The organism is uncultured Rothia sp. (assembly GCF_963507905.1).
GTDB lineage: Bacteria > Actinomycetota > Actinomycetes > Actinomycetales > Micrococcaceae > Rothia.
Window position 1 is genome coordinate 40,583 of the sequence record NZ_CAUOUU010000003.1, and the last position, 24,233, is coordinate 64,815.

Sequence of the window (24,233 nt, forward strand, 5' to 3'; positions counted from 1 at the left end):
GTGCAGCGCGGGGTGTTCGGGCTTTTCAGAAGCGGTTTTTGGAGGCGGTTTTCGGCAGAAAGCAAAAGCGCCCGACTCTCCTCTCCCCTCTCCCCCGCAGCCTGCCGTTATGTCCCGAACGAATCCGGGCGGTTAAACAGTGCCGCCGCTACCTCCTTTTCAGAAGGCAGCGGCAGCACTGGGGCAACGACAGCGCGACAGTTACAGCCTCAAGGATGTAACGTCTTCCGCAGTATTAGTCGTTGACGCTGTATTAGTCGTTGGCACGGGCGCGGCGGCGGAACTCGCGGACACGCTCGTTGGAATCCAGGATGACCTTACGAATACGAATCGCCTCGGGGGTCACCTCAACGCACTCGTCTTCGCGAGCGAATTCCAGGCACTCTTCCAGGGTCAGCTTCTTCGGCGGGGTCAGGTTTTCGAAGTTGTCCGCGGTCGAAGAACGCATGTTGGTCAGCTTCTTTTCCTTGGTGATATTAACTTCCATGTCATCTGCACGGGAGTTCATACCAACGATCATGCCCTCGTACACCTCAGAGGTCGGCTCCACGAAGAAGGTGCCGCGCTCCTGCAGGTTAATCATCGCGTAGGGGGTCACCACGCCGGCACGGTCAGCAATCAGCGAACCGTTGGTGCGGTACTCAATGTCGCCAGCCCAGGGCTCGTGCTCAATCGAGTAGGAGGAAGAAATACCGGCACCGCGAGTCTCAGTCAGGAACTGAGTGCGGAAACCAATCAGACCACGTGCGGGAACAGCGAACTCCATACGGACCCAACCGGTACCGTGGTTCGCCATGTTCTCCATGCGGCCCTTACGCGCAGCCATCAGCTGGGTAACAGCGCCCAGGTACTCCTCGGGCACGTCAATAATCATGTGTTCCATGGGCTCGTAGACCTTGCCGTCGATGGTCTTGGTGACCACCTGGGGCTTACCCACGGTCAGCTCGAAGCCTTCGCGGCGCATCTGCTCCACGAGGATAGCCAGGGCGAGCTCGCCACGGCCCTGAACTTCCCACGCATCCGGACGCTGGGTGGGCAGAACCTTAATGGACACGTTACCGATCAGCTCGCGGTCCAGACGGTCCTTCACCTGACGTGCGGTGACCTTTGCGCCCTTGACGCGGCCAGCCAGCGGGGAGGTGTTAATACCGATGGTCATGGAGATCGCGGGATCGTCCACCTTAATCAGCGGCAGGGGCTTGGGGTTCTCAGCGTCGGTCAGGGTTTCACCAATGGTGATGTCCTCGATACCAGCCACTGCGACGATCTCACCGGGGCCAGCGGACTCTGCGGGAACACGCTCAAGAGCCTTGGTCGCCAGCAGCTCGGAGATGCGAACGTTCTTGATCTCACCGTCGTGACGTGCCCACGCAACAGTCTGGCCCTTCTTCAGGGTGCCGTTGAAGATACGGACCAGTGCCAGACGACCCAGGAACGGGGAGGAGTCCAGGTTGGTCACGTGTGCCTGCAGAACCTCATTCGGATCATAGGTGGGGGCGGGCACGTGCTCGATGATGGTCTTGAACAGCGGCTCAAGGTCGTCGTTGTCGGGCAGCTGGCCGTCTGCGGGCTGGTTCAGAGATGCAGCGCCAGCCTTACCGGATGCGTACACCACCGGAACGTTCAGCACAGCGTCCAGGTCCAGGTCGGGAACCTCGTCCGCCAGGTCGGATGCCAGGCCGAGCAGCAGGTCCATGGACTCGCCAACAACCTCGTCGATACGGGAGTCGGGGCGGTCAACCTTGTTCACCACGAGGATCACGGGCAGCTTAGCAGCCAGTGCCTTACGCAGCACGAAGCGGGTCTGGGGCAGCGGACCTTCGGATGCGTCCACGAGCAGCACAACGCCGTCAACCATGGACAGGCCGCGCTCCACCTCGCCACCGAAATCGGCGTGGCCGGGGGTGTCAATAACGTTAATGGTGATGGTCTCACCGTTGGCGGAAGGGCCGCTGTAGAACACGGTGGTGTTCTTCGCCAGAATAGTGATGCCCTTTTCCTTTTCGAGGTCACCGGAGTCCATGACTCGGTCTTCAACATCTGCGTGGGCAGAGAAGGCGTTGGTCTGCTGCAGCATCGCGTCGACGATGGTGGTCTTGCCGTGGTCAACGTGTGCCACGATGGCCACATTGCGAAGGTCGGGGCGCGAAGCGGTATTTTCAGACATGCGTTAAGTTTCTCGCTTAAATCTAGGGGATAGTCTCGCCAACGGGTGCGCGCTAGACAGCGCGGGGGTCACGGGGCCGTACCTTATTTTTCAGGTATTTGCCGGTTCGAACGTTTGCTCCTGGAGCCGCTCTGCAATGAGAGCGTTTCCGGGCACGCCAAAACGGACCCCCCTCCGTTGGGCTTAGCTACCAGTGTATCACTAGGGCTTTTCTGCGAGCCACTCATCAAGCATGCGGCGGGCGACAGCATTCGTGCCGGGCAGCTCCAGCTTGGCGGGGTCATCCTCGGCGCTGTTGCCGCGCTCCTCCGAAATGGCAATCGCCTCACGCAGCTCCGCGGCGGTGAACCAGCGCGCCGCACGAATCTCACCGTCGTGGTAGATGATAGGTTCGTTCTCATCCACGCGCGCCCGGTAGCAAATCATGAGCGAGCGCGGGAAAGGCCACACATCACTCATACGGTACTCGGTGCTGAGGGTGTGCAGGCCGGTCTCTTCGTAGACTTCGCGGGTAATCGCCTCTTCGAGGTTTTCACCCGGATCAACGAATCCGGCGATGAGGGCAAAACGGTTGGGGTGCCACTGGCGGTTATTCGCCAGCAGCACGCGCTCGCCGTCGCGGCTGGTCACCAGCGCCATCACGGCGGGTTCAATGCGGGGGAACACCATCTCGCCGGAGGCGGTGCGGCGGATTCCCTTGGAGCCGAGGGGCGCCTCCTCACCGCTGTATGCGGAGTAGCGCATGTCGATGAGGTAGTCGCGGCGTGCCAGGGCGGTGGCGTAGTGGGCGCGGCCTTCCGGGTCGTCGTGGACCGGGTAGTAGCGGAAACCACTGGCGGAGGCGCGCACCCGAGAGTTGTTCAGGTCGGCGGCGACTTGCGCGAGGGTTTTGTCCTCGCAATAGAGCACGTGCACCTGCGCCCCGTTCTTCTCTGCCTCACTGTTCTTCTCCGCATCTGCGCCATAGGCGGCGGGGCGAATCACGCTGCGCGCCAGGATAGCGTCCTCGGCCAGCGGCTCGGCAGCATTGCTACCGGTCAGGTAGTGCAGGGTTCCGTCGTCGTTGAGGAGGGTCTCTCCCGCGCGGGAGATGAGCAGGTAGCGCAACGCGCGAGTGCCAGTGGGCGTGTGAGCATCAGCGGGTGCGTGTTCAGGTGAAGAAGTCATAGGTTTTACTCTACTCCGCTCGTGCTCCTTCGTTGCGCGGCTGTAGCTCACGTTCGCATGACAAAAAGCAAAAACCAGCGTTTCCTTCCCGACCAGCGTTCCTTTCCCGACCCACGTTCCAGAAAGACCTCAGGGCACAGCAAAGCCCCCTCCCACACACGGTGGAAGGGGGCACTGCACTCTTCACAATCTTATCAGGTGCGTTACTTTGCGGTGGTTCCCTTCGGGTCCCAACCAGCGGCAAGGGCACGCTCGTAGATAATATCGGTCAGGGTTGCCTCGTAGACATTCGTCAGGTGGTTCGAGTCGGCGTACATGTACACGTTGCCCTGCAGGACCGAGCACTTGCCGTCGGGGCAATACACATCCTTCAGATCGATCTGGTAGGCACCGCGGTCAGCGTACTTGGCGAAAATCGGGGCGGCAGGGTCCTCACCGTACTTTGCTTCGATGGGCTCTGCACAGTCATCGATGTTCTTCGCCTTCATTGCGCACATGTACATGTCGGAGGCAAAACGCGGGTTATCGCGAATGCCAATGACCTGAATACCTGCGTCAGTAAGCTTGCGCAAGGTCTCGTCCAGACCGGGGTCTACGGTTTCGCCCTCAGCAGTTGTTGCGGTGGTGGTCGAAATAATAAACACGGTGGTCGGCTTGGCCGTCAGAATTTCAGCGGTCGCGTTCTCAGTGAACGGGATGCAACGCTTCATGAACCCATTCACCGTATTCTCAGGCTGGGTGAAAGGATACGGGCAACCGGTTAGCAGCAGGTTGAGCTGGTTAGCGCCCGCCTGCTTAGAAATACCTTTCAGAGCCTCAGTCTTCTGCAGAGCGTGGGAGCTACCCACGACCGCAAAGAGAGGCGCATCGTCGGAGGCGTTCTTCGTGTAGCCGCAACTGATATCCAGCTGTTCATGAGTCAGAGCATAGGAACCCTTACAACCGGTATCCCAGGGGACGAATAGACTAGCAATAGTAGCGTTCTTCGGGATGGGGTCAGCTTCAACGAGCTCCTTATCGGGCGAGAGTGCACGGGCACCGGGGTAGGTGTCAGCGTCGTTCTGAACGCTGACCATGGCATTGTTAATAACCTGCGCGTCACGCTGCTCAGCCAGCGCGCGGGTACCGAGCACGGTCGGTGCAACCAGCGCCAGGATTGCCGCAACGAACGCGATGTTACCTGCCCACGCCGCGTAGGAGGTCACGGGGCGCTTGAACTTCAGCTTGGAGGCGAGTGCCGGTAGGAAGTTATCGGATGCCGAGCGCAGGGGCTTCTCCACGAAGCGGTTCAGAACCCACGCCAGGCCAATCGATGCAGCGATCAGTACGGTGCCTTCGAGGAAGGAGACGCGCGGCTTACCCACGGCGGCGCTGTACAGCACGAGCATGGGCCAGTGCACCAGGTACAGGGCGTAGGAAATGTTGCCCAGGTTCAGCAGCGGCTTGGACACCAGCAGGCGGTCAATCGCGAACTTGTGGTCGGTGCGGCCGGCAATAATGACCAGTGCGCCGGAGAGAATCGGCCACAGTGCGAGGAAGCCGGGGAACGCCTTCTCAACAGGCAGCACGGCGCCGCAGGTAATCAGGCCGATGGTACCGATCCAGCCCATGACCACGCGGATGCCCACGTGCGCGGGTTTCCACTTGAGGGTCATGATGGCGAGCAGGGTGCCGACCGCGAACTCCCAGAGGCGGGTGCGGGTGTCAAAGTATGCGTATGCCGCGAAGTTCTTGGTTTCCCAGACGGAGAACGCGAAGGATGCGCAGAAGACTAGGCCGAAGACCAGCACGGCGGCGGGTACCGGCTTGATGCGGACCTTCTTCACCAGCAGTGCGGTAATGGCAAAGAGTACCGGCCAGAGCAGGAAAATCTGGCCCTGAATGGACAGGGACCAGAAGTGCAGGAAGGGCGACTTGCCGCCGGTGTTAGAGGCGAAGTAGTTCACCGAGTTATTCGCCAGGTTCCAGTTCTGCCAGTAGAACAGGGACGCCTGCGCGTCCACGGCACGTGCGCTCCAGATGGTCGGCGAGAGCACCAGGAAGCTACCGGCGAGGGTCAGCAGAATCACGACCGACGCTGCGGGCAGCAGACGGGTGAACACGTGGGTCCAGTAGTTCAGGAGCTTGAGGGGCTTACCCTCATTGATTTTCCGCATGAAGGAGAGCGAGAGCAGGAATGCGGAGATGAACAGGAAGACGTCCACACCGCCGGAGACCTTGCCCACCCACACGTGGTAGATCACGACGAGCAGCACTGCGAATGCGCGTAGACCCTGGATTTCGGGGCGGAAGCCGCGGGTTTCCAGGAAAGACTCGTAGGGAGGATTCGTATTGTTTTTAGGCACACGAATCCCCTGGAAGAGGTTAAAAGCCATGTTTAGTTGTCCTGAGTGTTGTGTGCTTGAGAGATTGGTATGAGTCTTCAGCCCCAAAGGTCGTACCGGGCGGAAGAATCTCATAGGGATGTCTGGGCGCGGGGTGAGGTGGCAGTCCTCGAGGTGTTTCTGCACTCCAGACAGTATTCCGACTAGTCTAACGTTTTTTAAAGCTGAACTTCAAGGTTTGCGGGATTTATCCTATTCCCTGTGCGATTCATTCACTCTCTCGAGGGATGCACGCCCGACAAGGCACGTTACCCTCTTCGTTTTCTTCGATTTACCCGCCCCGATTCTGCGCTGCGCACAGCAGTGCCGGGTTTCGATTTTTTCGCCGTATCGTTCCATATCACCCCAGAAAGAGGTGACATAGGCACCCGAAAATAAGAGAATGGAAACATGACTACTTCTATTGACCCCACGACCACCTCCGCGTGGTCCGCTCTGTCCGCTCATCACAAATCCCTCACCCCGAACCTGCGCGAATGGTTTGCCGCTGACCCGGAACGCGCGCAGAAGCTCAGCTTCACCGCCGACGAACTGCACGTCGACCTTTCCAAGAACCTGATTACCTCCGAAACCGTCGAGCTGCTGCTCAAGCTCGCTGAAGAGGTCAAGCTGGAACAGGCTCGCGAGGCAATGTTCTCCGGCGAGCACATTAACGTCACCGAGGACCGCGCCGTACTGCACACCGCGCTGCGCCGCTCCGAGGGCTACACCCCCGCGCTGACCGTTGACGGCCAGGACGTAGACGCAGACGTTCACGCCGTGCTGAAGAAGATCTACGCATTCGCTGAGCGCGTGCGCAACGGCGAGTGGACCGGCATCACCGGCAAGCGCATCGAGACCGTTGTGAACATCGGTATCGGTGGCTCCGACCTGGGCCCGGTCATGGTGTACGAGGCTCTCAAGCCCTACGCAGATGCAGGCATCACCGCGCGCTTCATCTCCAACATTGACCCGACCGATGTGGCTGAGAAGGTCTCCGGCCTGGATCCCGAGACCACCCTGTTCATCGTCGCATCCAAGACTTTCGGCACCCTGGAGACCCTGACCAACGCACGCGTGGCACGCGAGTGGCTGCTGTCCGCACTGGCTGAGGCTGGCGCCCTGGAAGGTAAGGAAGCATCCGAGGCAGTGGCTAAGCACTTCGTGGCTGTCTCCACCGCACTCGACAAGGTTGCAGCATTCGGCATTGACCCCGAGAACGCTTTCGGCTTCTGGGACTGGGTTGGCGGCCGCTACTCCGTAGACTCCGCTATCGGCACCTCCCTGGCTATCGTGTTCGGCCCGAAGGTTTTCGCTGAATTCCTCGCCGGCTTCCACGCAATGGATGAGCACTTCCGCACCGCTCCCCTGGCTCAGAACGTGCCCGTTCTGATGGGTCTGCTGAACATCTGGAACGTGAACTTCCTCGGCGCAGAGACCCACGCGGTTCTGCCCTACGACCAGTACCTGCACCGCTTCCCCGCATACCTGCAGCAGCTGACCATGGAGTCCAACGGCAAGTCCGTTCGCGCGGACGGCTCCTTCGTCACCTACGACACCGGTGAGGTCTTCTGGGGTGAGCCCGGCACCAACGGCCAGCACGCTTTCTACCAGCTGATCCACCAGGGTACCCGCCTGATTCCCGCGGACTTCCTGGCATTCGCTAACCCGGTCCACCCGACCAAGGACGGCGAGCAGGACGTTCACGAGCTGTTCCTGGCTAACTTCTTCGCACAGTCTCAGGCTCTCGCTTTCGGTAAGACCGAGGAAGAGGTTCGCGCAGAGGGCACCGCAGAGCACGTGGTCAACGCACGTATCTTCAGCGGTAACCGCCCCTCCACCTCCATCATGGCGCCGCGTCTGACCCCGCGCGTTCTGGGCTCCCTGATTGCCCTGTACGAGCACATCACCTTCGTTCAGGGTGTTGTCTGGGGCATCGATTCCTTCGACCAGTGGGGTGTTGAGCTCGGTAAGAAGCTGGCCCTGGACCTGGTTCCCGCTATTGAGGGTGACCGCGAGGTTCTGGAGCGCCAGGATTCTTCGACCGCTTCGCTGATTGACTACTACCTGAAGAACCGCACCAAGTAGTAGCGCAGACCTACATGTGCCGGTTTTGTAGCCCGGCTGTATAGGGTCAGCGCAGATGCACAAACCGCCGGATAGGCTCCCGTTTGGGAGGCTATCCGGCGGTTTTGTTGTACGGGTTGTAGCTCAATGCCGTGCTGTTAGTTCACTGCGGGCAGGGTGTCGGAGGCGATCTCGGCAATAATGCGCACCACGGTGGATTCGGGCAGCTGCGGGATGCCCTGCTCGTCACGTACTACGCCACCGGTGTCGCGGTGGGCGGTCATGCCGGTGCTTTCGGTGGTCTCTTCGCCGTCGGCGCAGGTTGCGGGCACGTGCACGAATCCGGCGGGGATGCTCAAGCCCAGTTCACGGCTGATACGCTGACCCTCGTAGAACACGTGGTTGCACACGTAGGTTCCGGCGGTGTACGAAATCTCGACCGGCTCCCCCGCCGCACGCAGGCGCTCAAAGCTGGCGCGCACCGGCAGGGAGGAGAAGTACGCCTCCTGACCGCCGGGGGCAATCGGCTCATCGCAGCGCTTGTCGCCGTCGTTATCTTCAATACCGGCGGAGTCCAGGTTGATAGCAACCTGCTCGAGGCTGACCACGTCGCGGCCGACCGCCACGCCCAGGCTAATGAGCGCGTCGGGCTGCACATCCTGCAGGGCGGTGCGCAGGGCGGTGCTGGAACCGTCATAGCTGACGGGCAGCTCCCGGGTGATGACGTTCAAATCCGGGCGCATCTGAGTCAGCAGACGCTGAGCGCCTTCGGCGAGCGCTACGGTGGGGTTCACGGGCACGCCGGGGAAGGGGCCGAAGAAGGTCAGCAACAGGGTGCGTGCCTGGTTGGGGGTGGTTGCCATGGTCAATCTCGTTTCCTGCGTTGGTTTTATGCAGTGTTGGCTTTATTCAGCAGCGTTCTTTTCGGCGGTGTTCTTTTCGGCTGCGTTCTTTTCAGTAGCGCGGCGTTCCAGGTCCTTGGCAAGCGCCTCCAGCAGCTCTTCGGGAGTGGTGACGATGATAAGCTCGTCCAGGTAGCGTTCGTTGAGCAGGCCGGTGGACGCCATGTAGTGCATGGCGTCGATGAGCTTGTCCCAGTAGCCGTTGACGTTCAGCAGGGCGACCGGCTTGGAGTGAATATCGAGGAACTGCCAGCTGAAAACTTCAAAGAACTCTTCGAGGGTGCCGGGGCCGCCGGGCATGGCAACGAACGCATCAGCCTTGTCGATCATGGCGATTTTGCGCTGGTGCATGGTATCCACAATTTCGAGGGTGGTCTGGCCGGGGTACACACCCTCCAGTCCGACCAGCTTGTGGGTGACCACGCCGTAGACCACGCCGCCAGCGTCCAGGGTTGCGCCCGCGACGGTGCCCATGAGGCCGGTGCGGCCGCCACCGTACACCACGCCAATATTGTTCTGGGCGCAGAGGGTGCCGAGCTCCTGGGCGCGGGTGGTAAAGAGCGGGTCGTTGCCGGAGCGTGCACCGCAGTAGACGGCAAGGTTGTAGTTGGTCTTCTTCATGGTTCTCCTTGGGGTGTATGGGGTTGCGGGGTGGAGCGCCTCTATGCGTTCTACCCGCGATAGATGTTGTTGTGTTGAGGGTACCGGATGCACCTGTGTACCTCATGTGTGCCACCCGCCAGTTCAGGGGCACGTTAGGCGCGGTGGTTACGGTAGCGGGGTACGCGCCAGCAGCGGGAAAATCTGCTCGGTATTCAGCGGTGCCTGTGCAGCAGAATCGGAGGGGCTGCTCATGGCTGGGTTGACCCAGCGCAGCTCAGCGATTTCTGCCTGCGGCACCAGCGTAGCCAGCTGTTCGTGCTGCTCGTCGGTGGGTGCGTATTCGTAGGTTTCGGCGCGTACCGTAAAGCCTGCCTCGTTCAGTGCCGCCGCTTCGAGGAGTCCGCGGTGGTGCATCCGGGCGGGGTCTGGGGTGAGTCCGATTTCTTCGCTCACTTCGCGGCAGGCGGTCTGTATCGGGGTTTCCCCCGGTTCGGGTTTGCCGCCGGGCATCATGAACCCGTCGCTGCCCTGCTTGCGCACGGTGAGTACGAGCCCGTCCCGGTTGCGGATTGCTACAGCGCACACGTTTACGACGCGGTGCGTGCTGTCGATGGCGCTGTGCTCAGTAGCGCTGTGTTCGGTGGGCTGGGCTGCTTCTACTCGGTTCTGCGAATTCTTCTGCGTGGGCATCTTTCTACCCTAGCATTTCCGTATCCTCCACTCGGCACAGTGCTTGTTTGTCTTATACATCCGCCCTATTGTGCGCCCTGTAGGCGTTGGTTTTATGTAATATTTCGGCGAGTTATCTTATGTCCGGTTCATGCGTTTAGGCGCGTGTTACGGTGTATTTAACCGCGATGTCGCGGTACCGTATACGCACTCGACTTGGCGCGATACAGGAAGAGTGCGGATCACTCAATCACTCATGTAGAAGGAACTTCATGATGGCTAACTCTTCTCGTTCCCGCCGCTACGGTAGCGCTGGCGCTTCTGTTCTTCTTGCCGCGTCGTTGAGCCTGTGCGCTCTGCCTTCTGTTGCGGCGGCTAATACCCCGGATCCGGTTAACCCGCCGGTTATTACGGTCTACAACTACAAGGTTGAGACCAATACCCGTGAGCTGAAGACCGCCCTGCGTCAGAATAAGATTACGCTCAAGGCGACGAAGCTGCCCGCAAAAACTACTGCTTTTTCCCCGGCTTTGCATGAGGCAAACCATAGGGGTTTCCCGTTCCTGAACCCGATTCAGACGGTGCGCGTTGACGGCCCGTTCAAGGACGGCACGGCGACTGCGACCCATTACGTTCCCGGTAGCCTGATTGACCCGGCGAAGAACTACAGCTTCGTCGCTAATATCATCGTTGATGGTTACGGGGGCGGTCAGGTTCTGCGCATGAACGTTGTGAAGGATAGCGCCGCACCGGTTCTGCACGTGGATTCGCCGCGTCTGAACACCAAGGGTGAGACCGTGTTGAAGGTGCGCGGTACCGGCTACACGGGTGAGGCGACCCCGCACGGTGTGCGTGTGGTGGTGTCTGACACGAATGTGTGGGTTCCCGGCCGTTTTCCCCAGCAGGGTATGCGTTTCGTGGCTCAGGTGACGGTACCTGCTTCGCAGATTCACAACGGTGTCTTTGAGACGGAGGTGAAGGTTCCGGCGGATGTTGCGGCGACGCTGAATACCTCTCACAAGTACATTGCGGGCACCATGGCTGCCGGCGTTGAGGGTGCCGAGTACGGTTCGTTTGATGCTCAGAAGCCTCTTGAGCTTTTCGCGCAGGAGCCCGTGGTTTCGGCGGTTCCGACCGATGCCCCGACGGTGGCACCTCTGCCCGAGGCAACCGTGGGTGTTAACCCGACCGATGCACCCACCGTAGCACCGCTGCCGGAAGCAACCGTTGGCGTGAACCCGACCGACGCGCCCACCGTAGCGCCCTTGCCGGAGGCAACCATCGGTGTAAACCCCACTGACGCACCGACCGTAGCACCCCTGCCGGAAGCAACCATCGGTGTAAACCCCACTGACGCACCCACCGTGGCACCCCTGCCGGAAGCAACCGTGGGTGTAAACCCGACCGACGCACCGACCGTAGCACCCCTGCCGGAAGCAACCATCGGTGTAAACCCCACTGACGCACCCACCATTCCTGCACTGCCGGAAGCAACCATCGGTGTAAACCCGACCGACGCACCGACCGTAGCACCCCTGCCGGAAGCAACCGTGGGTGTAAACCCGACCGACGCACCCACCGTTCCCGCACTGCCGGAAGCACCGGTTGCCGATAAGACCCCGAACGCTGACAAGCTGGAGGACGCAACCGTAGCGCATCCTAAGAGCAAGCCCGCTCAGGAGGCTCCGGTGACCGCGGCCCACTCGACTAAGGACAACCTGGCAAAGGACCGCCTTGCTAAGGATCATCTAGCTCAGGAGAGCAGCCCCAAGAAGGCTACCCTGGCGAACACCGGTGCATCCAGTGTTGGCGTGATTGTTGTTCTTGGTGTTGCCGCGATCTGTGCGGGTCTGGGTTTGAGCGTTCTGCGCTCGCGCCGCGGCTCCTAAGAGCTGCAGGGCATACAGCCTAGCTCACCTGTCCGGAATAAACTGCGGATAGTAAAGAGCCGCCGGCTCCCCTCATCAGGGGAACCGGCGGCTCTTTACGCATTAGCTCATTCAATCAGCTGGCGCAGGCGTTATCAGCAGGCGTTCGCGTTACTTCGAAGCCTTAACCTCAATGCCGCTCACGTCAATCTGCTCCAGCGGAATGATGCGGTCACGAGTGACCACGCGGTGTACCAGCCAGACCGCGATAATCACGGGCAGGCCAATGTAGGAGCTGAGTACGCCAGCCCAGTCACCGCTCAGGAACGCCTCGTAGTTCTGGCCACCAATCACGACCAGGCACATGAGGAAGGCGATAATCGGGCCCGCGGGGAAGAACGGCGCCACGTAGGGCAGATCCTTCAGGCTGTTGCCCTGCTTCAGGTATGCGCGGCGGAAACGGTAGTGAGCCACGGCGATACCCACCCAGGTGATGAAGCCAGCCAGACCGGACACGTTCACCAGCCACAGGTACGCGCCATCCGGCGAGAGCAGTGCGGCGATGAAGCCGACCGCACCGATAGCTGCGGTTGCCAGCAACGCGTTCATGGGCACGCCGCCGGAGTTGATGTGGGTGAACATCTTCGGTGCCTTACCCTCCTGGGCGAGCGCGAAGAGCATACGAGCCGAAACGTACAGGCCCGAGTTACCTGCAGAGAGCACTGCGGAGAGGATCACGGCGTTCATAATGGCTGCCGCGAAGGCGATGCCCGCACGCTCGAAGATGAGGGTGAACGGGGAGATGTTGATGTTGCCGTCCGCTGCGGTGAGCAGGTTCGGGTCGGAGTAAGGAATCAGGAAGCCGATGACGGCCATCGCGCCGATGTAGAAGAGCATGATGCGCCAGAATACGCTGGTCAGTGCGCGGGGCACGTCGCGGCGGGGGTTCTCAGATTCGCCGGCAGCCACACCGATCATTTCGGTGCCCTGGAAGGAGAAGCCTGCCACCATGAAGATGGCAAGTACGGCGGGGGCGCCGCCGACGAAGGGTGCCTCACCGACGGTCCAGTTGGAGACGCCCGGGGAGCTACCGCCCAGGATGCCGAAGATCATGGCGATACCTGCGATGAGGAAGACGATCACGGTGACGACCTTGATGGTTGCGAGCCAGAATTCGCTTTCACCGTAGGAGCGTGCCGAGAGGGCGTTGATGCCGGTCAGCAGCACAAGGAATCCTGCCGCCCACACCCAGGATGGGATGTCCGGGAACCAGTACCTCATCACCTCGCCGACGGCGACGAGCTCGGCGGCGACGGTAATCGCCCAGTTGAACCAGTAGTTCCAGCCCATGGCGAAGCCGAAGGACGGGGACACGTAGCGTGCCGCATAGGTCTGGAATGCGCCGGGGACGGGCAGGTGCGCGGCCATCTCGCCGAGGGACTGCATGAGGAAGAGCACCATGACGCCGATGAGGGCGTAGGCGAGGATTGCGCCGCCGGGGCCTGCGGTGGAGATGGTCTTACCGGAGGCGACGAAGAGGCCGGTGCCGATTGCGCCGCCGATTGCGATCATCTGCATGTGGCGGGCGGAGAGGCCTCGCTTCAGTTCACCCTCTGCGGGGGTGGCTTCCGATGCAGCGCCGGAAGTCTCTGTAGGCTGTGCCATGTCAGGTCTTCTTTCTGAGGCTATTGCTTCGTGCGTTTGCTAGCGGTCTAGTCTGGTGTCCAGTCTAGTCTTGCTGTGCATGGTGCCGCCGAAGGTTTGGCCTGCGGTCAAGAAATTCTTCAATCATAAGGATTTCTTACGTACCGTAAGTTTTTCTAATCTGAGGGTCAATCCTACCCGCTTTTCAGGCGCTTTTCCACCCAAAACCACAAAAACACAGAAAAACCCTCCCGCACCGTCTCATCACAAGCGGTACGGGAGGGTTCCATCTCAGGCGAATTCACCCGGTTTATTCAGCTCACCCGGCTTTAGTCAGCCAGGTTGTGGAACGAAACGTTCGTGGGGTGCTCCACGGTACGGGAAACGGTGCAGTCCTTCTGCTCACTGAGCTGAATCAGACGGTCCACCATCTTCTGAGCCTTGGCGCCCTGCTCATCCTCGGGGAATCGCACATCAAAGTCCACCTCAACATCGTCGAGGCGCACCGCACCGTCTTCGTTCTGCTTCAGCGCCGAGGCGAGCACCTCGAACACCTCGGGGGTGGCGCGACGGGAGGTACCCGCGTCCACGTCCACGGAGGAGCAGCCGGCAATTGCGGCAAGCAACAGCTCGACGGGGGTCAGCAGCCCCTCACCCACACCGAAGTCGAGGGTTGCGCCGTTAGCACCGTAGGCACGGTAGCGCAGACGGTCGATGCGCTCGATCTTGGTCTGGCGGTAGTTTTCGAGTTCGCGGCGTTCCTGCTGGCGCGAGTACACCTTCTTCTGCTCTTCTGCGGTGTTCTGGGAGGCGTTCTGATCAGCCATTGAGGTTCCTTTCGGGGTGCCCTTTCGGGTGGTTCTTTGTTTAGTGTCATTCACTATAAGCGTGTTTCTCATATTTTATTCCCGGACTCTTTTTCTCGTCGGTCAACCGGCCGCTCCTATACACTGGAAAACCGCAGTGGAGCTTTGAAGTCCCTCACGCACACAGTAGATTTTTTGAAGAGCACAACAGGCACAAGGAACTCTTTTATGGCACAGACCCCCGGCGCTGAGCATCCCGGCACTGAACGTACGAGCACGCAGAGTGATTTCCGCTTGGCTGTTGCGGATTCTTCCGTGGTGATGCTCGGTATCGCTGTGCTGGGTTTGGGTTTGGGTATTATCCTCAACGCGCACGGTCTGCCCATCTGGACCGCACCGCTGCTCTCTGCCCTAGTTTTTGCCGGTTCGGTGGAGTTTTTGATGGTGGGCATGGTCAGTGGTGGCGCGCCTCTGGCGTCGATTGCGTTGACGGTGTTCCTGGTGAATGCGCGCCACCTGGTGTACGGTCTTTCCTACCCGTTGCACAATGTGAAGGGTTTCTGGGCTAAGGCTCTGGCGATTCACACTCTTTGCGATGAGGCGTTTGCGCTCAACTCCGGTCCCGGCCGTAATGAGCGTTCGGGGGCGCGCATTCTGTGGGTGAACGTGCTGATTTACGTGTCGTGGATTCTGAGCGTAGTCCTCGGGTATGTGCTGGGCGCAAGCTTTCTCAGCAATCTGAAGGGCGTGGACTTTGTGATGGTGGCTATTTTTACGGTTCTTGCGATGGACGGCTACCGCGCTAACCCGGATCGTGTGACGGCGCTCTTTGTCGCGGCTTCGGCTGCGGTGGCGCTGATTTTTGCGCCGTCCTCGTTCCTGGTGGTGGCGTTGGGTTCGTATGTGGTGCTGCTGCTGGCGCGCTTCCCGGTGGCAAAGCGCCGCGGTACTCTGCCGCATCGTGCGGGGCATGAGGTAGCGGCTGAAGCTGAAAGCGCCGCAGAGAGCCCAATCGCCACAGCAGAGAGCCCAGCCACCGCCGCTACCGCTGATGCGCCCGCTTCCACACAGCGGTAAGAACGTTACATACGTGTTCAAAACCGGTTAGGATAGATGAGTGGAGCTTTGCTCTCCCCTCTTTCTATTTCTAGGATTCGCATAATGCCTCCCGCGTGAACCTGCGCGGAGGCTCCCAGAGGTTGAGGTACCCCATGACTCAGATGAAAGACACCGCTAAGGAAACTAGCGACGCAGAACGCTGTGCCGCCCCGGAGTAACACCGCACCGGGAGCGGCATCACCCGAGGTAACACACGAGAACTACTGACGCGCGCAACTACCCGCGCAGAAAACTTGCGTAAAACTCGTGCAGGAGGAACGGCCCTCCGCCTCCATGTTTCGCGGCTTTCATCAACTCACGTACCTACCGCACTACTTAGCACCCTGCCTCTCTTCGGTTGGGCTCTCCCTACCCTTTTTCGCGGATGCTTTTCAGGGCTTCACCCGCACGCCTCGTTCAGGGTTCTTCCGCTCTTTTCGGGTTCTTTCGCTGAGTACGTGCAGAAAGAGAAAATCTTCATGAATAGTGAAGTGACCACCGGCTATATTCTTGCGGCAATACTTGTTGCTGCGGTTATTACTTTTCTGTTGCGCCTGCTGCCTTTCGGTTTGAAGAAGGCTCTGGCTGGCTCCGAACTTTTGGATGCGCTCAGCCACTGGATTCCGCTCGGCGCAGTCGCGCTGCTTGCCATCTATGCGGTGGCGAAGATTGATTATTCTTCGTTCGCTACGGCGGCACCGTACCTGGCGGGTCTGGTGGTGACCGTGGCGGTGCACCTGTGGCGTAAGAATATGGTGTTGAGTATGGTGGCGGGTACCGTCACCTGCGTTGTGCTGGCTAACTGGGTTTTCTAGGGGGTTACGATGAGCATCTCTAAGGATCAGGAAAACAACGCTGTTTCGCCCTCTCTGGCTTCTTCCTCTCAGCCTTCTTCGCCTCAGGGTTCAGGTTCTGCACCTCACCAGGCGAGCCCGGAGCAGGTTGAGCAGGTTATTGCCTCTGCTCTTCCGCTGACCGGCATGATTCCGGTAGTGGAGGCGACCGCCTCCCCCAATGCCCAGGGCTCTCAGCAACCGAGCGAGAGCGGTTTTGCGGAGGCGATTCGCGTTGCCGGTGTCATCATGCTGGGTCTGTTCTTTGTCGGCATTGGTCTGGGCGTGATGGTGCACAGTTACGGTCTGCCGTTCTGGGTGGCTCCCCTGCTGCCGGTGCTGGTGTTTGCCGGTTCGGTGGAGTTCGTGCTGATTGACATGGTCTCGAATCATGCGTCGCTGTTCTCTATTGCGGTGATGACTCTGCTCATTAATTCGCGCCACCTCATGTACGGCCTGTCATACCCGATTGAGCGTGTGCGCGGTGGGTTGGCGAAGTTCTACACCGTGTACACCCTCATTGATGAGGCGTACGCGCTGAACACCGGACCGGACCGCCATAAGCTGCGTGGTTCCCGCATCCTGTGGATTCATGCTGGCCTGCACCTGAGTGTTCTGGCGAGCGCAACGCTTGGTTACGTGCTGGGTGCGAGTTTCTTGAGTGACCTCAAGGGCGTGGATTTTGTGATGACCGCGCTTTTTGCGGTGCTCGCTATTGATGCTTATCATGCGTCGAAGGATCATGTGATTGGCGTGATGGCTGCCGTGTCTGCGGCGGTTGGTCTGGTGTTGGCGCCGCAGTCGATGCTGCTGATTTCGATGGTGGTGTACATTCTGCTGTTGGTGTCGCGTTTTGTGGTGGCTAAGCGCCGCGGCACCCTGCCGGAGCATATGCTGGTCGCGGATGAGGAGCCCGCCGGAGCCGCCGAAACCTCCGAAACTTCCGACGCTGCCGGTCATCCCGGCGCCTCCGCGCACTAAGTCTGAATCGCGCACTAGCGCCTGGATATAGTAAAGCGCCCCGCCCACCCGAAATACCGGGTGGGCGGGGCGTTATGCTGTCGCCAGCCGCATGTGTGGGTGAACCCTAGATCATGCGCTGTAGACGTTCAGTATCTGCTGTGCTGGTACCGCCAGGTGTCCCTGACGGAAGTATGTGCGGGTGCCGGGATTGCGTCCGGCTCCCGTACTAAGCTTACTTGATAGCTGCTTACTTGATAGCTGCCAGGGCTGCTTCGTAGTTGGGCTCGTTGGTGGTTTCGGGAACCAGCTCGGTGTAGACAACCTCACCTTCGGGGTTCACGACGACCACGGAGCGTGCCAGCAGACCAGCCAGGGGGCCGTCCACAAGCTTTACGCCGAAGTCCTCACCGAAGGAGGAGCGGAAAGCGGAGGAGGTGACGACGTTCTCAATGCCCTCGGCTGCGCAGAAGCGGCCGATTGCGAAGGGCAGGTCGTTGGAGACGCACAGCACGACGGTGTTCTCCAGGCCTGCAGCCTGCTTGTTGAAGGTGCGGACGCTGTTTGCGCACACACCGGTGTCGATGGAGGGGAAGATGTTCAGCACCAGGTTCTTACCTGCGAAATCTGCGGAGGAGATCTCGGAGAGATCAGCCGCGAGAACCGAGAATTCGGGCAGCTTTGCGCCGACTGCGGGCAGGTCGCCGTTGGTGTGGATTACGAGTTCGTTATGTAGAGTTACTTCAGCCATGCCTTCATTGTCCCTTGGATAGGGCGGGTGTGCAAGGGGACACAGGCACTAGTGGGCGGAGTTTCCGCATAGCTGATTTCCGGCTACGCTGTTTCGCCTCTTCTGGGCTCTGTTGTAGCCGCTGTCTAGCGGTATTCCCGGCCGGTAACCCCATAGCGCGCCTTTACAATGAGCAGGTGAGCATTTTGAGGCACGTATCTTCCCGCCTTGCGCCACTGGCGCATCCCGTGACGAATTTCAGGGCACTCCGTCAGGACCTGCGCCGTCAGCGGGTGGAGGGTCGTGCCCTCATTGATCCGGACAATACGTACCGGCCGAGTGTGCGTGCCGAGTTGCGCCGCATGTTCACACGCCCCCTCCCCGTGGAAACGCAGACGCTCATGTGTAATGCCCTGCTGGCGGCAATCTGCTGGTACCTACTCCCGGAAGCCTGGCGTTCGTGGTTGTTTAGCGAGTTTAAGGGCCCGGCTGGTTTTGCGCTGGTGATGGTCGGCTGGATGGTTGCGGACGTCACCTTCAACGAATCTGATGGGCCACGATGAGGAGCATGCGCTGCGTGCCTTGCGCAGTAGCGACCCGCACGCCCTGCGCCTGTTCGTGCGCACGAAGGCTATTGCAATCGGTCTGATCACGGGTGTTTCCGGCACCCTGCTGGCACTGATTCTGCACAGTCAGGACAAGCACCTGACCCCCACGCTCATGATGTCCCTGTCGTTCTTTGTGGCGCCGGCTATTGTGGTGTCCCTGGGCTCAATTCTGGGCGTGGTGTATCCGTATCGTCTGCGCGGCTGGCAGTTCCGCTGGGCGCACCGTAAGAACCTGCGGATGAGCGCCCGCTGGGTTCTGCTCTGTTTCGGTCCGGGTTGGGTGCTGGGTACGGTGCTGATGTCGCTGATGTTCCCGTCGATTTTCCTGTCTGATGCAATCATCCGCATCTTCGATCCCGGAACGCATCCACGCGATAATGCGTTCAGGCCGCTGCTGTTTTCGCTGATTTTGTGGGCGCAGGGCGCTATTAGTCTGTGGGTTTTTCCGCGAATTACGGCGCGTATTGCGACCGCGCGGCGTGCCTGGCTGGTGCATTATCTGACGGATGATAAGGTCTGCTAGCCGGTTTTTGTTGAGGATTTTGTTGCCGGGCAGCTGCTCGCGCATGCCACGGTAACGACATACCACGGCAACGAGCGGCGCTGACCGCGCGCCCTGCGTGCCCACCTCTTTTTCCCTATACTGGACGAGTTCACTATTCGCTTCTTGACCAGCACCGATGCGCGCTGTCGCGCATCTTCAGGAGTATTCATGTCTTCTATTCGCCGCCGCTTTACCGGCCGCACCGCTTTGGCTCTACCCGCGTTGGGCGCCGCTCTAGCTCTTGTTGTCACGTCCTGCTCGGCAAGCACTGATTCTGCTGTTTCGGGTACCGTGGTGTCTTCTTCTGGTAGCGCTTCTGCCTCGGCGAGCGCGACCTCCACTCAGGCACTGTTCCCGACCCCCGTCGGCGAGCCCGAGCGCATCCGCGAGTGCTACCCCGAGTGCTTCGTCGCCTGCTCCGGTGCCGTCGGTGGTGACGATTACGGTTCATGCTGAGCCGACCGCCTCCGAGTCAAAGACCTCTGAGTCGAAGTCGGATTCCAAGTCTGAGCCGAAGAAGGACTCCACCTGCGCGTCTGATTCTGCGTCGACCGTGGTGTCTAAGGCTCTGCGCGATTTGAAGAATAAGAAAAATTGGGATCAGTGGACGAACGTCTCGGAAAGCTACGAAGGTTACGACCCCTGCGCTGAGCTGTCGTGGATTGACGCGGTTCCGGGTTCTTCCCCGTCTTCGTGCTGCACCGCGGCGATGGTGCACCACATTCTGCTGTTCCACCGCGGCAAGTTCATTGGTACCGCAACCTATGAGCCGTACTCGTTCTCCCCGGTGATTACCCGCACCTCCGACAGCTCGATTCGTGTGACCTACCGTTACATGAAGGAAGACGAGAAGGTACACAACGCAAGCGGCCGCGCGACCGCTGAGTTTACCTGGAGCTCTTCGCAGAACAAGGTTGTGATGACCGGTGAGGTTCCGCCGAGCTACTAGGCAGCCCGCCTCATAGGCTCGCGGCCCCGAATCTACGCGTTTGAGCCTAAGAAGTTAGGCATACGAGAAACCCGCCGCCTCACATATGGTGCATATGTGAGACGGCGGGTTTTCGTTGCTTAAGGATATGTAGGGTGCCCGAGGGCTAGCTATTTAGGCAACGAACTTCTTGTAACCGAAGTATGCGGCGCCTGCCAGGATAGCGATGCACAGAATCTTCTTCACGGTATTACTCCTTTGATTGTTCCGGTAGGCACCCGGTGTTTTACTCCATCTGGCGACTCACCTAAAGGCGAGGGTCAGGCGGGGCGTCATCCGCACGTGGTGCCGTTGTTCCCTATCTTACCTGCCTTTGAACAATGTATTTCCGTTTGGCGCGCTGAGTCCGCATTCTAGACAGTCAAACACGCGCAAACACGCAGCGGTTCAGCGTGCCATTGAGCCAAGGAATATGCCTCTGACAGGCGCATAATGGGAGCATGAGTATTTTTAAGAAGAAAGAGTACAGCGCTGAGCGCTCGGCTACTCGCATGGCTCGCGCCCTCGCTGTGATGGGTGCGCTGCACTTCATCATCCCGGATCCCTTCGACTCGATTGTGCCGAAGTACCTGCCGGGTCATGCGCACGCATACACTCACGCTTCGGGTGCGGCTGAGCTGGGCACCGCCGCCCTGCTGGCTAATGAGAAGACCCGCCGTGCCGGTGGTCTGCTTGCGGCTCTGCTGTTTGTTGCAGTGTTCCCCGCGAATATTCAGATGGCGTTGGATGCGCGTAACCAGTCCACTCAGCGTAAGGCTATTGCGTACGGTCGTCTGCCCCTGCAGCTGCCGATGATTTGTAGCGCTCTGAAGATTTGGCGTAAGTCGAAGTAGCCAATACATTCATCATTCGATGCGTTCGACACGCATCTCATTAATGAGAAAAGCACCCTAGTGTTTTAGAGATAAAACGTTAAGGTGCTTTTAGCTTAATAAAAGCTCATATAAGCTCTTCTTACACCATATTTACGTATAATTGAAAACAACATACTATCTGCCAACGTGGCAGATATATAAACCCAAGGAGATTACAATGGGTACTTTTATTGGCACCATTATTACCGGCGCAATTATTGGTGCACTTGCACGCTTCTTCATGCGAGGCCGCCAGAACATTTCGATTCTTTGGACCATTATCTGCGGTGCTGTCGGCGCCGCTATCGGTACCTGGGCAGCAACTCAGCTGGGTGTTGCAGACACTCGCGGCATTGACTGGATTCGCTGGATTATCTCAATTATTGCCGCAATGCTGACCATTTCCCTGTACATGGGCTTGACCGGTAAAAAGTAAAGAAATATTCGTCAATTTCTTTTAAAACCTAAGCAATTTTTATAAAGCAAAAGGCGGCACCTCCCCTAGCGTGAGCTAGTGCGGGAGGTGCCGCCTTTTCTGCGCCTTGTGCGAAGCGCTTTACGTCTTCTCGGTTTATACCTTCTGGGCTTATGCCTTCTTCACGACGGAGGACTTCAGGTACATCTGGCCTGCGCCGGGGACCTTCACCTCAATGTCGTGGCCGTTGACGGGGGATTCGAGCAGGCGGATGCCGCGCACCTTGGTGCCTGCCTTGATGTCTGCGCCGCCCTTGACCTTCAGGCCCTTGACGATGGTGACGGAGTCGCCGTCGACGAGCTCGTTACCGACGGAGTCCAGAACCTTGGCGCCTGCTTCTTCTTCGGTTTCGCCTGCTGCGGTGCGTTCCCATTCGTGGCCGCACATGGGGCATGCCCAGAGTTCACCCATTTCGTAGGTGTAGTTTTCGTTGCATTCGGGGCAGGCGGGTGCTTCGATTTCGTTGAGGTTTTCGCTCATGGTTCCTTCTTCGATCTGTGCGGATGCGCCGCTCCCCTGCCACGGTGATGCTGCAGTATTACTGCGGTGGTGCTGCGGCGTGTGGGCGCGCGTCAGCGAGGGCGGGGTGCGACGGTGGAGGGTGCGAGGATTCTCGCGTTCGTGCTGACTATACCATTTGGTGGGTGCGAACCGCATGTGCGGGGCTGATTTTTGCTGGTCTTTGGGGGTGGGTTCGGGGCGTGGGTGAAGCCGAAAATAAAATTTGCATGGTTTGTGCGTAATATTTTGGTTGGAAGATGATTCTCAGTGGCTGCGGCGTGTAAAGTGCTTAAGTATTTGTACGTTTTTTGAGTGAAAGGCACGGCTTCATGAAGCTTTCCGCACGTAACCAGTTCGCTGGCAAGGTTGTTGAGATTACTGAGGGTGCAACCAACGGCATCGTTAAGATTGAGATCGCTCCCGAGGTTGTTATCTCTGCGTCCATCACCAACGAGTCCATTAAGGAACTGGGCCTGAAGGTTGGCGAGACCGCTTACGCAGTCATCAAGGCTTCCAACGTTATGGTTGGTGCTGACCACTAATCCCGGTCAATAAGACTTACACCCGGGCGGCTGCCTATTGTGGCGCGCAAGGGGTAATAGGGCGGAGCCCCGCACTGTACACACAGTGCGGGGCTCCGCTTTTATGCTTTTATCGCTTAGACATTGAAGCGGAACTCCACCACGTCACGGTGTAACTCGACGTTTCAGGGTGGTAAGCGATAACCTACGAGGAGAGGCCCCATTCCAGGGTCCAATTTCCGTGGCTGCCTTTTCCAGCCCTTCCCCATAGGTTTCCCACAATTTGGGGCACTTTTCACTGATCCACTCGAATCCCTGGCGGACATCGGCGTCATCAATTCCCCAGTCCCTTATGCAATCCGATTCAATTGCGGAAGCTAGATTCTCAATCATCCACTTCGATTGAAGGTCATCGACATCGGCAACCCATCCAACCGCTCTGATGAGCCAGGCGGCTGTAGCAGTCACGCGCTCAGTCGCTCCTTCAAGTTCCCACTCATCAAACGAGCATAGGGCACCTTGACGTAGCAGAGAAGCAAGAGCTGTAGCAATTCCATATTTCAGCGCCCTTACCTCTTCCTCAAATAACCTCCCGTCTTGGCACCGCGGTTCCAAATCTCTGACTGCCAGGAGGGTACCTGTCAGAACATTCAGTTTAAGACCTCCAGGAGCCTGGGAATCAATCCTCTCAACCGCTTCAAGAAGACCGCTTGCTACAGGGGGATGGAGATTAACCAGATCCCGGTAGAAGGAGTGACCTGGACGTTGCTTTTCTGCCGTCGGTCCCGTAACAAGCGCGACGATACGCGAGTCCTCAATCGTTGCTCCCTGTCTTATTGCTTCCTTAATAAATTCGAGCAATCCGGGATAGGGTTGGTGTCCGTCACTTTCTGCATAACGGCGCTCGAACCCGTCAACATAATGGCTCACAACAGCATCAGTTAGGTTATCTTGCACCTTCACGCCGTCGGACGATCCAGGAAGCGGAAGAGCAGGATTGTCGCGAAGAAGAGTGAGAAGGAATTCCCGGTCCTCTTTCTTATACCCACTAACTTCCTCCCATAACGTCACCAGATGCGGGGGTTCTGTGGCTCGATTAATAATCCCCGGTAGCTCATCGCGTCGCTGGCGTTGAGAAACTAACGTTTGACTCTCGAGGAATTTGGCTTGCAACTCACTGTCACGTCTTGCTTGTTTGGCTTGCGACTTGCTGTCACGTTTTGATTGCCGTAATCCTAGCGCCCATAACACAACAGGGATTATGAGGGCCGCTAAGCCCACGAGAAACATCGGGTCGTCCCACGCCAATTTAGCTGAAAGAGAATTCCACCAGTCGATTATCATTTCTTGCCTCCTAAACACTGAAGCCGAGCTCAACCAAGTCATCATGCATCAGCAATATTCTGCGTTTCCTCAGTTACTTCTGCCGGCGGAGGTGTGAGATATTCCCCCGCACGACGAGTTGTAGTAATGTATTGACGATAATTTTTACAATCTCTTTTTGATATAGCGGCTTACATTACGCATTAAGGGTACAAAAAATCCGGTGACAGTGAGATGAATTTCGTCATCCCTCCGTCACCGGATTCTCAAAGTCCTATCGACCCGTCAGATTAGACGTTGAAGCGGAACTCCACCACGTCGCCGTCCTGCATGATGTAGTCCTTGCCCTCCATACGGACCTTACCGCGAGCCTTCGCCTCCGCCATAGAGCCAGCCTCATCCAGATCCTTGAAAGACACAACCTCAGCCTTAATGAAGCCACGCTCAAAATCAGAGTGAATCACGCCGGCAGCCTGCGGCGCAGTATCACCCTGGATTTTTCCTTCGCTTCATATCAACTACAGTAAAGGTATTTTTTTACA

General features: G+C 58.7%; 23 protein-coding genes and 1 pseudogene. 12 read left to right on the forward strand and 12 right to left on the reverse strand.

All coding sequences use genetic code 11. The features are described from left to right. Nucleotides 1–253: 253 nt before the first annotated feature. The 3 genes from typA to RQ593_RS02980 all read right to left on the reverse strand — a co-directional run bounded on the left by typA (nt 254) and on the right by RQ593_RS02980 (nt 5,709). Nucleotides 254–2,167, reverse strand: a complete 1,914-nt coding sequence (gene typA / locus RQ593_RS02970) for a translational GTPase TypA (protein WP_311449797.1) — start codon at nt 2,165–2,167, stop codon at nt 254–256. Between the two features lie 201 nt (nt 2,168–2,368). Further along, nucleotides 2,369–3,334, reverse strand: coding sequence for an NAD(+) diphosphatase (locus RQ593_RS02975; RefSeq protein WP_311449798.1), 966 nt, complete (start codon nt 3,332–3,334; stop codon nt 2,369–2,371). A 203-nt stretch (nt 3,335–3,537) separates the two neighbouring features. Then, entirely contained in the window at nt 3,538–5,709 is a 2,172-nt protein-coding gene (locus tag RQ593_RS02980) for an acyltransferase family protein (RefSeq protein WP_070846857.1), read from the reverse strand. A 399-nt stretch (nt 5,710–6,108) separates the two neighbouring features. Between RQ593_RS02980 and pgi the strand changes: the two genes are divergently transcribed. After that, nucleotides 6,109–7,785, forward strand: coding sequence for a glucose-6-phosphate isomerase (gene pgi, locus RQ593_RS02985; RefSeq protein WP_070687870.1), 1,677 nt, complete (start codon nt 6,109–6,111; stop codon nt 7,783–7,785). Between the two features lie 137 nt (nt 7,786–7,922). Here pgi and RQ593_RS02990 read toward each other — a convergent pair whose 3' ends face one another. The 3 genes from RQ593_RS02990 to RQ593_RS03000 form a co-directional block, all read right to left on the reverse strand. Next, nucleotides 7,923–8,627 carry a pyroglutamyl-peptidase I gene (locus RQ593_RS02990; RefSeq protein ID WP_311449855.1) on the reverse strand — a complete coding sequence of 235 codons (705 nt, stop codon included), beginning with the start codon at nt 8,625–8,627 and terminating at the stop codon, nt 7,923–7,925. A gap of 42 nt (nt 8,628–8,669) precedes the next feature. After that, nucleotides 8,670–9,287 (reverse strand): TIGR00730 family Rossman fold protein, encoded by a 618-nt coding sequence (locus RQ593_RS02995; RefSeq protein ID WP_311449799.1) that lies wholly within the window; start codon nt 9,285–9,287, stop codon nt 8,670–8,672. Nucleotides 9,288–9,434: 147 nt separating this feature from the next. Then, nucleotides 9,435–9,959, reverse strand: coding sequence for an NUDIX domain-containing protein (locus RQ593_RS03000; RefSeq protein WP_311449800.1), 525 nt, complete (start codon nt 9,957–9,959; stop codon nt 9,435–9,437). 251 nt (nt 9,960–10,210) lie between these two features. Between RQ593_RS03000 and RQ593_RS03005 the strand changes: the two genes are divergently transcribed. Continuing rightward, nucleotides 10,211–11,827, forward strand: coding sequence for a hypothetical protein (locus RQ593_RS03005; protein ID WP_311449801.1), 1,617 nt, complete (start codon nt 10,211–10,213; stop codon nt 11,825–11,827). 150 nt (nt 11,828–11,977) lie between these two features. On the opposite strand, the gene RQ593_RS03010 is transcribed toward RQ593_RS03005, so the two are convergent. Both RQ593_RS03010 and RQ593_RS03015 read right to left on the reverse strand, forming a co-directional pair. Then, nucleotides 11,978–13,471, reverse strand: a complete 1,494-nt coding sequence (locus tag RQ593_RS03010) for an amino acid permease (RefSeq protein WP_311449802.1) — start codon at nt 13,469–13,471, stop codon at nt 11,978–11,980. Between the two features lie 308 nt (nt 13,472–13,779). Continuing rightward, nucleotides 13,780–14,277: an OsmC family protein gene (locus RQ593_RS03015; RefSeq protein WP_311449803.1), complete on the reverse strand. Its 498-nt coding sequence runs from the start codon at nt 14,275–14,277 to the stop codon at nt 13,780–13,782. A gap of 207 nt (nt 14,278–14,484) precedes the next feature. Between RQ593_RS03015 and RQ593_RS03020 the strand changes: the two genes are divergently transcribed. The 3 genes from RQ593_RS03020 (at nt 14,485) to RQ593_RS03030 (ending at nt 17,168) form a co-directional block, all read left to right on the forward strand. Then, on the forward strand, nt 14,485–15,333 hold the full coding sequence (locus RQ593_RS03020) for an AzlC family ABC transporter permease (RefSeq protein ID WP_311449804.1): 849 nt from the start codon (nt 14,485–14,487) through the stop codon (nt 15,331–15,333). A gap of 500 nt (nt 15,334–15,833) precedes the next feature. Then, nucleotides 15,834–16,169, forward strand: coding sequence for a branched-chain amino acid transporter permease (locus RQ593_RS03025; protein ID WP_070685902.1), 336 nt, complete (start codon nt 15,834–15,836; stop codon nt 16,167–16,169). 9 nt (nt 16,170–16,178) lie between these two features. Then, nucleotides 16,179–17,168: an AzlC family ABC transporter permease gene (locus RQ593_RS03030; RefSeq protein WP_311449805.1), complete on the forward strand. Its 990-nt coding sequence runs from the start codon at nt 16,179–16,181 to the stop codon at nt 17,166–17,168. A 229-nt stretch (nt 17,169–17,397) separates the two neighbouring features. Here RQ593_RS03030 and tpx read toward each other — a convergent pair whose 3' ends face one another. Beyond that, nucleotides 17,398–17,898, reverse strand: a complete 501-nt coding sequence (gene tpx / locus RQ593_RS03035; protein WP_311449806.1) for a thiol peroxidase — start codon at nt 17,896–17,898, stop codon at nt 17,398–17,400. A gap of 227 nt (nt 17,899–18,125) precedes the next feature. Between tpx and RQ593_RS03040 the strand changes: the two genes are divergently transcribed. From RQ593_RS03040 to RQ593_RS03065, 6 genes are all read left to right on the forward strand, one after another. Then, complete coding sequence (locus tag RQ593_RS03040; RefSeq protein ID WP_311449807.1) at nt 18,126–18,440, forward strand: hypothetical protein; 315 nt, start codon at nt 18,126–18,128, stop codon at nt 18,438–18,440. Continuing rightward, complete coding sequence (locus RQ593_RS03045) at nt 18,427–19,008, forward strand: hypothetical protein (protein WP_311449808.1); 582 nt, start codon at nt 18,427–18,429, stop codon at nt 19,006–19,008. Before RQ593_RS03040 ends, RQ593_RS03045 begins: the two co-directional genes overlap by 14 nt. Before the next feature lie 189 nt (nt 19,009–19,197). Beyond that, nucleotides 19,198–19,485, forward strand: a complete 288-nt coding sequence (locus RQ593_RS03050) for a hypothetical protein (RefSeq protein WP_311449809.1) — start codon at nt 19,198–19,200, stop codon at nt 19,483–19,485. Continuing rightward, nucleotides 19,463–19,978, forward strand: coding sequence for an LppP/LprE family lipoprotein (locus RQ593_RS03055; protein ID WP_311449810.1), 516 nt, complete (start codon nt 19,463–19,465; stop codon nt 19,976–19,978). Before RQ593_RS03050 ends, RQ593_RS03055 begins: the two co-directional genes overlap by 23 nt. 479 nt (nt 19,979–20,457) lie before the next feature. Continuing rightward, on the forward strand, nt 20,458–20,850 hold the full coding sequence (locus RQ593_RS03060) for a hypothetical protein (protein ID WP_311449811.1): 393 nt from the start codon (nt 20,458–20,460) through the stop codon (nt 20,848–20,850). Nucleotides 20,851–21,049: 199 nt separating this feature from the next. Beyond that, nucleotides 21,050–21,307: a GlsB/YeaQ/YmgE family stress response membrane protein gene (locus RQ593_RS03065; RefSeq protein WP_049358631.1), complete on the forward strand. Its 258-nt coding sequence runs from the start codon at nt 21,050–21,052 to the stop codon at nt 21,305–21,307. Nucleotides 21,308–21,457: 150 nt separating this feature from the next. Here the strand turns inward: RQ593_RS03065 and RQ593_RS03070 are convergent, their stop codons facing one another. Then, nucleotides 21,458–21,826 (reverse strand): zinc ribbon domain-containing protein YjdM, encoded by a 369-nt coding sequence (locus RQ593_RS03070; RefSeq protein WP_311449812.1) that lies wholly within the window; start codon nt 21,824–21,826, stop codon nt 21,458–21,460. A gap of 350 nt (nt 21,827–22,176) precedes the next feature. On the opposite strand from RQ593_RS03070, the gene RQ593_RS03075 reads away from it, so the two are divergent. Further along, on the forward strand, nt 22,177–22,389 hold the full coding sequence (locus tag RQ593_RS03075; RefSeq protein ID WP_005505155.1) for a molybdopterin-binding protein: 213 nt from the start codon (nt 22,177–22,179) through the stop codon (nt 22,387–22,389). Between the two features lie 144 nt (nt 22,390–22,533). Here the strand turns inward: RQ593_RS03075 and RQ593_RS03080 are convergent, their stop codons facing one another. Both RQ593_RS03080 and RQ593_RS03085 read right to left on the reverse strand, forming a co-directional pair. Beyond that, the gene (locus tag RQ593_RS03080; protein ID WP_049341835.1) at nt 22,534–23,712 is read right to left on the reverse strand and encodes a hypothetical protein; all 1,179 of its coding nucleotides are present in this window, start codon (nt 23,710–23,712) and stop codon (nt 22,534–22,536) included. A gap of 269 nt (nt 23,713–23,981) precedes the next feature. Next, nucleotides 23,982–24,185 (reverse strand): annotated as a pseudogene (locus RQ593_RS03085) (DUF933 domain-containing protein); the annotation flags it as partial. Nucleotides 24,186–24,233 lie beyond the last annotated feature (48 nt).